Annotated in this window: 2 protein-coding genes; both read right to left on the reverse strand. The window is 55.5% G+C overall.

Features of this window, described 5'->3' with window-relative positions; translation table 11 throughout:
• Positions 1-376 (reverse strand): hypothetical protein (locus tag KDK16_RS04460; RefSeq protein WP_257274868.1); only part of this gene is annotated, 376 nt, incomplete at its 3' end.
• Between the two features lie 99 nt (positions 377-475).
• Positions 476-1,163: ankyrin repeat domain-containing protein (locus tag KDK16_RS04465; protein WP_257274870.1), on the reverse strand; the 688-nt coding region annotated here is incomplete at its 5' end.

Genomic DNA, 1,163 nt, shown 5'->3' on the forward strand with positions numbered 1-1,163 from the left:
GAAAAAATGTATCCTGGTGCGGTTCACCGGTGTTCAGATTCACCACAGGCATCGGGTTTTGTCGGCACATCGCACACCGACGTGAGCCGATGGGCTGATCAACAAAATACGTCAAAATACAGTCCAGATCGAAATGCTTGCCACAACATTGGGTTTTGACGACCACAGGCGCTACAGTACGGCCATGGAACCCGACCAGGCAAATAGGGCAGAAAGGGTCCAGCTGCGGTACTTGAATATCTCCGGAAACAAGGGGACGAGCAATGCCATCCATGAGTAGAACATCTGTGTTAGTCAATGAGCGATACGGATTGGACACAAGAAAAACAGGATAGTTCAGCTCTATGGCTATAAAAGTTTTCAGTGGCTGAATCATCACAGAAATCCCCCGCAACACCGGCATCGGATCATACCGAACTATTGCGCTCTGGCCTCCGGCGGTATTTCATCGTGCTGACTGGATAACATCATACCTTTATCTTCTTCCCCTCCTTGCCCCGGCGAAGGTCAGGAGTCTCTCGCAGTCGGTATTGCCCTTCCTGGTTGCGATGGACAATGGCGTGGCGCCATCGGAAGTCCGGGAGGCATTAAGATCGGCCCCGGCGTTAATCAGGACTTTCACGCAGTCGGTATTGCCTTTTGCAGCGGCGACGAACAGTGGGGTGGTGCCATTTGACAGGGCGGCGTTGGGATTCGCTTTGGCTTCGATCAGGATTTTCACGCAGTCGCTGTGGCCTATCGCAGCAGCGATGCACAGCGGGGTAGCGCCATTCGACAAGGCGGCGTTGGGATTCGCCCCGGCTTCGATCAGGGCTTTCACACAGTCGATATTGCCCTTTCGGGCTGCAATGAACAGCGGTGTGGCACCATCCGACCGGGCGGTGTTGAGATCCGCCCCGGCGTTGATCAGGGCTCTCACGCAGTCGGTACTACCTTTTCGGGCCGCAATAAACAGAGGGGTGGTGCCATCCGACAAGGTAGCGTTGACATCCGCCCTGGCGTTGATCAGGATGTTCAGGCAGTCGGTGTTATTTTCTTTTGCAGCCATGGACAGCGCGGTGGCGCCATCTTTGGTCCGGGCGTTGAGATCGGCCCCGGCTTCGACCAAGGCTTTCACGCAGTCCGTATTGCCTCTCGTTGCAGCGATGCTCAGCGGGGTGATG

The organism is Endozoicomonas sp. SESOKO4 (assembly GCF_024606275.1).